Source organism: Pseudomonas sp. (assembly GCF_032058845.1).
Taxonomy (GTDB): Bacteria; Pseudomonadota; Gammaproteobacteria; order Pseudomonadales; family Pseudomonadaceae; genus Aquipseudomonas.
Genome location: NZ_DAMCCR010000013.1, coordinates 52985 through 59629, shown reverse-complemented (window position 1 = coordinate 59629; position 6645 = coordinate 52985). Strand labels below are relative to the sequence as shown.

Below are 6645 nucleotides of genomic sequence, written 5' to 3'. Positions count from 1 at the left end.
TCGCATACCGGCCTGTTGCTGCGGCGTGTTCGGCTTCAAGCCAAGCCATGGCCGGGTCAGCCGCGAAGGGGTCATGCCGAGCCACAGCAGCCTCGACTGCGTCGGCCCGCTGGCGGCCAGCCTGCCGATGCTGATCCGCGCCATGGGCATGATCGATCCGAGCTTCAGCGCCGCGCCGCTGCCGGACACGGCGCGCGTCGGGGTGGTGGCGGTGAGTGCCGAGCCTGCAGTGCAGCGTGTGATCGATAGCGCCTTGCAGGCCAGCGGGCTGAGCCTGTCGGCAGTGGAACTGGCGCACTTCACCGAGGCCTACGCCGCCGGCATGGTGGTGATCAACCGGGAAACCTTCGATGCCTGCAGCCCGTTGCTGGCCAGCGGCAAGGTCGGTGCCGACATCGCCGGTCGCCTGGAGGCCGCTGGCACCACGTCCGCTCAGGCCCTGGCCGAGGCAGAAGCCGTACGCCAACGTTTCACCGCTGCGGTAGACCAGGCGCTGACCCGCGTCGACGTGCTGGCCCTGCCGACCATGCCGGACTTCCCGTTGCGTCTGGAAGAGGCCGCCGACACCCGCGCCGTGCTCGGCATGACCGCGCTGGTGCGACCGTTCAATCTGTCCGGCCATCCGGCCTTGAGCATGCCCCTGGGCAGCCGCGAGGGCTTGCCGGTCGGCCTGCAACTGATCGCGGCCAAGGGCGCCGATGCGCAGCTGCTGGCCGTCGCTGAACGGCTGCTGCTCAACCTGTGTTCGACGCCGCTGCAGGCCGGGGGTGCGGCATGAGCGAACTGGCCGAACTGCGCGCACGGGTACAGGCCTTCGAGGACCAGCAGGCGATTCGCGTGTGCATCAACCGTTACATGGCGCTGTGCGATGCGCTGGACGCTGACTCGCCGCTCGATGAGCTGGCGGGGCTGTTCACCGCCGACGCGCGCTGGGAAGGCAAGGGCGCGCGCTACGCCGCAAGCTTTGGGGGCTATGTGGGCCGCGACGCTATCCGTGCGATGTTCGCCACGTACATGCGCACGCCGGCGCACTTCGCCTTGAACGTGCATTTCCTCACCAGTGAAGTCATCGACGTGGTCTCGGCCGAGCGTGCCCAGGGTCGCTGGCTGATGCTGCAGACCAGCACCTTCGCCGACGGTGGCTCGCACCTGAACGCCGCGCGCCTGGACATCACCTTTGCCCAGCAGGATGGCCGCTGGCGCATGGCGCATTTTCAGACGGAAAACCTCTTCAGTCGGCCGACCAGCGCCTGGAACGACCAGGCGCCGTTGCCCGTACCGGGCCAGCGCTGAGCGGGCGGCCTTGCCTTGGGGCGGCGAGGGCAGTGCCTGCGTCGCGCTGGGCCAAGGCCAGCCAGCAACCGCCAGACGGTCGCGCTTGGCAGCCGTGACCAAGTGCCCGGCAAGCAGACACATGTCTGCGCAGGGCAATCGCCGCACACTGAGGCGGTGATGATGACCGCCGCCGCGCGGTCGTCGCCTGGAGATGGCCCTCTTGCGTGCAGCAGACCGGGCCGTTGCCTGAATGAACCACGATAAAAACAACAAGGGTCTGGGTATGAACTCGATCAAGGCGAATCCAATCGACAAGGTCTCGGTATATGTCGCCGCCGGCCTGGTGTCCGGCGCAGGTGCGCTGCTGTTGAACGTGTTGCCGCTGTTGTTCGGTGCGCTGGCCGAGAAATTCGGCCTGGGCGAGAACCAGCTGGGCAACCTGGCCCTGGCCATGAACCTGGGCTTCGGCCTGCTCGGTCTGGCCTCGTTGCTGTGGGTGCGGCGGGTCAGCTGGCGGGTGATTGCGCTGCTGTCGTCGCTGCGGGTGATTGCCATGGTGTTGTACGTGGTCAGCGAACCGAGCTTCGAGTCGCTGTTCGTGATCATGGCCCTGGCCGGTGCAGGCACCGGCGCGCTGTATGCATTGGCGATGACCATCTTCGGCGACAGCGCCCAGCCCGAGCGCGCATTCGGCTTCAAGCTCGGTCTTGAAACGGTGCCTGGCGCCACCCTGCTGGTGCTGTTGCCCGTGGCGGTGATGCCGGTATGGGGTTTTCACGGCATGCTGCTGACCATCGCCCTGACCCTGCTGCTGACCGGTATCGCCCCGTTGCTGTGGGTGCCTGCGCGCAGCGCACGGGTGGTCGAGGCCAGCCGTGTTTCGGCGCAGGCGAGTGCCGCACGCCGGCCAATCGTCTGGCTGAGCCTGGTGGCCAGCCTGGTATTTCTCACCGGCATCATGGCGGTGTGGGCCTTTCTCGAACTGATCGGCAAGAAGACCGGGCTCTCGGGTGACACCATCGGCGCGGTACTGGCGGTGGGCTTCATCATCAATGCCGGCGGCGGCTTCATCGCCTCGTCCATCGGCTTGAAAGCGGGGCGCTTCGTGCCGCTGGCGATCATCATCCTGGCCCAGCTGGCAGGCCTGGTGCTGCTGGCCCAGTTCGGCTCGTTCACCACCTATGTGATCGGCGCCGTGCTGTTTCTGTTCTCGATCAATTTCGTGCTGGCCTACACCTTCGGGATCATGGCCGAGTTCGACGTGTCGGGAAAACTGGTCGCCCTCGGCGCGCTGTGCTTGTCAGCCGGTGCGGCATTCGGGCCGGCCCTCAGTGGTCTGCTGATCGAGCAGTTCGGCTACACGGCGGCGTTCGTCTTTTCTGGGAGCTGCTCGGTGCTGGCGTTGCTCGCCTATGGCGCGGCGGTGCTGCGCTCGCAGCAGTTGCTGCAGCGCGAGCAGGATGCCGACGGCCTGGTGTTGTCGCGGCTGTAGCCCTGCGCCACCGAGTCCCTTCAGCGCTTGCCTGAAGTTGCAATCAGGGGCTGCGCGGAGGGCATGAGGCGCCATCCCCATCCCGGGTGGACCGATTGCACCGGCGTGCAGCGACTTGGCCCGGTCCCTGCTTGACGCTTCACGTGAACGCGTTTTGTTACCCAAAATCACGTGAAATGCGCACTATTATGGGGCGCATGCTCGCCGGAGATGCATCATGAATGGTCAGGCCCTCGCTACCTGGAACGTTCGCGTGCACAACGTGTGCGGACGCTTCGAGACCCGCTATGAGCACTGCCAGAGCCTGTTCATCGGTGAACTGCAGCACACTGTGCTGGGCACGACCGAGGTGGCTTACATCCGCAGCAATGCCCAGGAGATCACGCGCGCCAGCCAGGCACAGCACGACCCACACTGTTTCCTGGTGTTACAGCAGCAGGGAGAGATCCACGTGGAGCTGGGTGACCGCGTGGTGCACCTGCGCGAAGGCGACCTGGCGCTGCTCGACTGCGAGGCGGCGTTGAAAATGATGCCCCAAGGCCTGTTCAGCCACGTGTCCATCCATTTGCCGAAGGCGCGCCTGGCGAGCCTGGGGCCTGAGCGTTTTGGCAAATTGTCGACTGCCGGGGCCTGCGGCCAGTTGCTCAGCACCCTGGTGCGCCAGGTGGCGGCCGGCGAGCTGCGCCAGTGGGCCTGCGTCGAGGACGGTGAGGGCTTGCAGGACGCCCTGCTGGCGCTGCTCGGGCCGGTCTTGCAGTACCGCGCCAGTGACCACAGCGCGGGCCTGCTGCTGCACGAGGTGCAAGCGTTGATTCAGCAACGGCTCGATTCGGTGCGCCTGACCCCGGCCGGCCTGGCAGAAGAACTGGGCATTTCCAGCCGGCAGCTGTACCGATTGTTCGAGGCCCGAGGCGACAGCGTATGCCGCTACATCTTGCGGGAGCGGCTGGCCAAGGCTGCGCAAGACTTGCGCAATCCGGCCTGCGCGCACCGCTCGATCACTGACATCGGTGCCGCCTGGTGCTTTGCCGATTCGGCGCATTTCTCCAAAGCGTTCAAGAAGCAGACCGGCATGACTCCGCGGAGCTACCGCAGCGCGCGGCATTGAGCCGTGCTTTTGGCAAGCGCGTGGCCCTGACATGCGCCTGATCGCTGCCAACCGTGGCTGACGATCCGTGCGCGCCCGCTGACGGTGCGTTGGGCACGGGACGGGCGCACAAATGCTGCAACGCCTTCATGGGGCACGACACCACGTTGAAGTCGCTGTCGCCCGTGCGGCGTGCCTGCCCGCGCGGGGCCATAGGAAACACCCGAGCCCTGCGGTAACGCGATTGGCGACGGTCCAGGGCATCATTGTTTCGGCGGCGCAGCCTCCTGCTGTAAGGCAGGGGTAATGGCAAGGTGCTGGCCAAAGCCTCTGGTGGCCGTTAGCCGCTTCGCCCACGGCTGACGCCAGCGCTGGGAAGCGTACTGGCATGAAACTCGCTTACCTATCTTGAAATATTTCCACACAAACGGACGTCGCGCCATGTACACCGCCACTGCTCATTTCGATGATGTCCATCTGCATGCCGGGGCGATCCAGGGTTGGCAGCAAACCTACGACCAGCTCAGCGACGGGCACCCGCACACCTTCTTGCGGCATGTTACCGGCGAGCGTTTCCAAGTGTTCCAGGAAGCCCTCGACACCCGTGTGGTGCAACGTGGCAAGGCACCCCACGGGCGCTTGTGTCTGGCCATGTCGCTGGGCAGTGAGGTCAGTGGGTTGTTCCAGGGCCAGGCGCTGGGGGGTGAGCAGGTGTCGTTGCTGCGCGGTGACGAAGATTTCTTCGTCCAGGCCGAACAGGGCATGCGCCTGCTGGCGATCACTGTCGACGTGGCGCGCTTCGCCAAGATGGCCGCTTATGAGCTGACCGATGAACAGTTGCGCCGGTTGTCCCACAGCAGCCGCCTGCATGTGCCGGCCGCGCGCTTGCAGCGCGCGCGCCAGCTGCTCATGCAGGTGCTCGAACATCCTGCCCCGGAGGCGGCCGAAGCCTGGCTCGAGCAGCAGGTGCTGGAGGCGGTGCTGGAGGTGCTGGGGCAGTCCGAAGACGTCACGCGCAGCCGCAGCGGCAACAAGGCGGTGGGCGCCTACCTGGTCCGTCGCTGCCAGGAACTGGTGCTGGAATGGGCCGAGGAGCCGCTGGGTATCCTGGAGCTGTGTGAACACCTGAAAGTCAGCCGGCGCACCTTGCAGAGCGCTTTCCATGACTCCACCGGCATGCGCCCGGTGGAATACCTGCGCGCGGTGCGCCTCAACGAAGCCCGGCGGCGCCTGCGCGACGCCTGTGAACCTTCGACGACTGTGTCGCGGGTGGCCAACGACCTGGGTTTCAGTCACCTCAGTCATTTTGCCGTGCACTACAAGAAGCTGTTTGGTGAGCGACCCTCACAGACCCTGGGCGCCTGTTCCTAGCGCCCGCAAGCCGCCAAACTGCAGCGCGGGGCTGATCAGCGTAGCGCGCCGGCACCCTCGCCGCCGCGGCCACGCGGGTGCTCAGGCCCCCTCGGTCAGTACGCCTCCCTCTGGCCAGCCATCACTGCCAATTCGGGATAGCTGCGCCATAAGCCCCTCCCTATGATCGGGTCCAGTAGCTCGCCACGTGTCTGTACGCAACGTGTCGACACTGCGTATCGCCGAAGGGGCCGTTGCTGTAACAGGCCCGTTTACTGTCCGACGTTCGGAGCCTGGCTGAGCATGAATAACAATACCAAGATCGATTTTATCTACTTGTCCGAACAGGACATGATCCGCGCCGGTGTGACCGACATGCTCGGTTGCGTCAATACCATGGAAGAGATGTTCGGCCTGTTATATAGCGGTGACTACCGCATGGCCGGGCCCAACAATGATTCCCACGGCGCCATGGTGATCTTCCCAGCCGATTCGCCGTTTCCGAACATGCCCAAGCCCACCGCCGACCGCCGCATGATGGCCATGCCGGCGTACCTGGGCGGCAACTTCTGTACCGCCGGGGTCAAGTGGTACGGCTCCAACATCGCCAACCGCGAGAAGGGCCTGCCGCGCTCGATCCTGATGTTCACCCTCAACGACCCGGATACCGGCGCACCGCTGGCGCACATGTCGGCCAACCTGCTGTCGGCCTACCGCACCGGGGCCATTCCTGGGGTGGGCGCGCGCCACCTGGCGCGCAAGGACTCCAGGGTCATTGGCCTGCTCGGCCCTGGCGTGATGGGCAAGACCACCGTGGCCGCCTTCATGGCCGTGTGCCCGCAGCTGGACACCTTGAAAATCAAGGGCCGTGGCGAGAAAAGCCTGAGTACGTTCATCGAGTGGGCGGGGGAAACCTACCCGCAACTGAAGGTGATCGTGGTCGACAGCGTCGAAGCGTTGGTGCGCGATTCCGACCTGGTGACCTTCTGCAACTCCTGCGCTACCGGTGATGTGAGTGCCTATCCCGTGGTCGAGCGCGCGTGGGTCAAGCCCGGCGCATTCCTGGCCATGCCGGCGGCCTGCAACCTGGACCGCGGCATGGAGAGCGACGACGTGCGCAAGGTGGTCGACAACACCGGTCTGTACGAAGCCTGGCATGAAGAACTGCCCAAGCCCGGGCACCCGCATGTACCACTGTTGGGCGTGCGTTTCCTCGACATGGTCGATGAAGGGTTGTTGAAAGCCGAACAGATCGAAGACCTGGGCAAGATCATTGCCGGCGATGCGCCGGCGCGCACCAATGATGAAGAAATCATCGTGCTGTCAGTCGGTGGCATGCCAGTCGAAGACGTGGCCTGGGGCACGGTGGTGTATCGCAATGCAGTGGCACGCGACATTGGTGTGAAGTTGAACCTGTGGGACGTGCCGGTCTTGAGTTGAA

6 protein-coding genes are annotated in these 6645 nt (G+C 65.2%); all 6 read left to right on the top strand.

Annotated features, from left to right (window positions below):
* The coding region (locus RT028_RS04505; protein ID WP_312932899.1) for an amidase at positions 1-778 on the top strand (778 nt) is incomplete at its 5' end.
* The gene (locus RT028_RS04500) at positions 775-1293 is read left to right on the top strand and encodes a nuclear transport factor 2 family protein (RefSeq protein WP_312932897.1); all 519 of its coding nucleotides are present in this window, start codon (positions 775-777) and stop codon (positions 1291-1293) included. The genes RT028_RS04505 and RT028_RS04500, both read left to right, overlap by 4 nt.
* Positions 1294-1525: 232 nt before the next feature.
* Positions 1526-2767: an MFS transporter gene (locus tag RT028_RS04495; protein WP_312932895.1), complete on the top strand. Its 1242-nt coding sequence runs from the start codon at positions 1526-1528 to the stop codon at positions 2765-2767.
* Positions 2768-2984: 217 nt separating this feature from the next.
* Positions 2985-3875: a transcriptional regulator FeaR gene (gene feaR / locus RT028_RS04490; protein WP_312932893.1), complete on the top strand. Its 891-nt coding sequence runs from the start codon at positions 2985-2987 to the stop codon at positions 3873-3875.
* A 420-nt stretch (positions 3876-4295) separates the two neighbouring features.
* On the top strand, positions 4296-5225 hold the full coding sequence (locus RT028_RS04485) for a helix-turn-helix domain-containing protein (RefSeq protein WP_312932891.1): 930 nt from the start codon (positions 4296-4298) through the stop codon (positions 5223-5225).
* A 282-nt stretch (positions 5226-5507) separates the two neighbouring features.
* The gene (locus RT028_RS04480) at positions 5508-6644 is read left to right on the top strand and encodes a tyramine oxidase subunit B (RefSeq protein ID WP_312932890.1); all 1137 of its coding nucleotides are present in this window, start codon (positions 5508-5510) and stop codon (positions 6642-6644) included.
* Position 6645 lies beyond the last annotated feature (1 nt).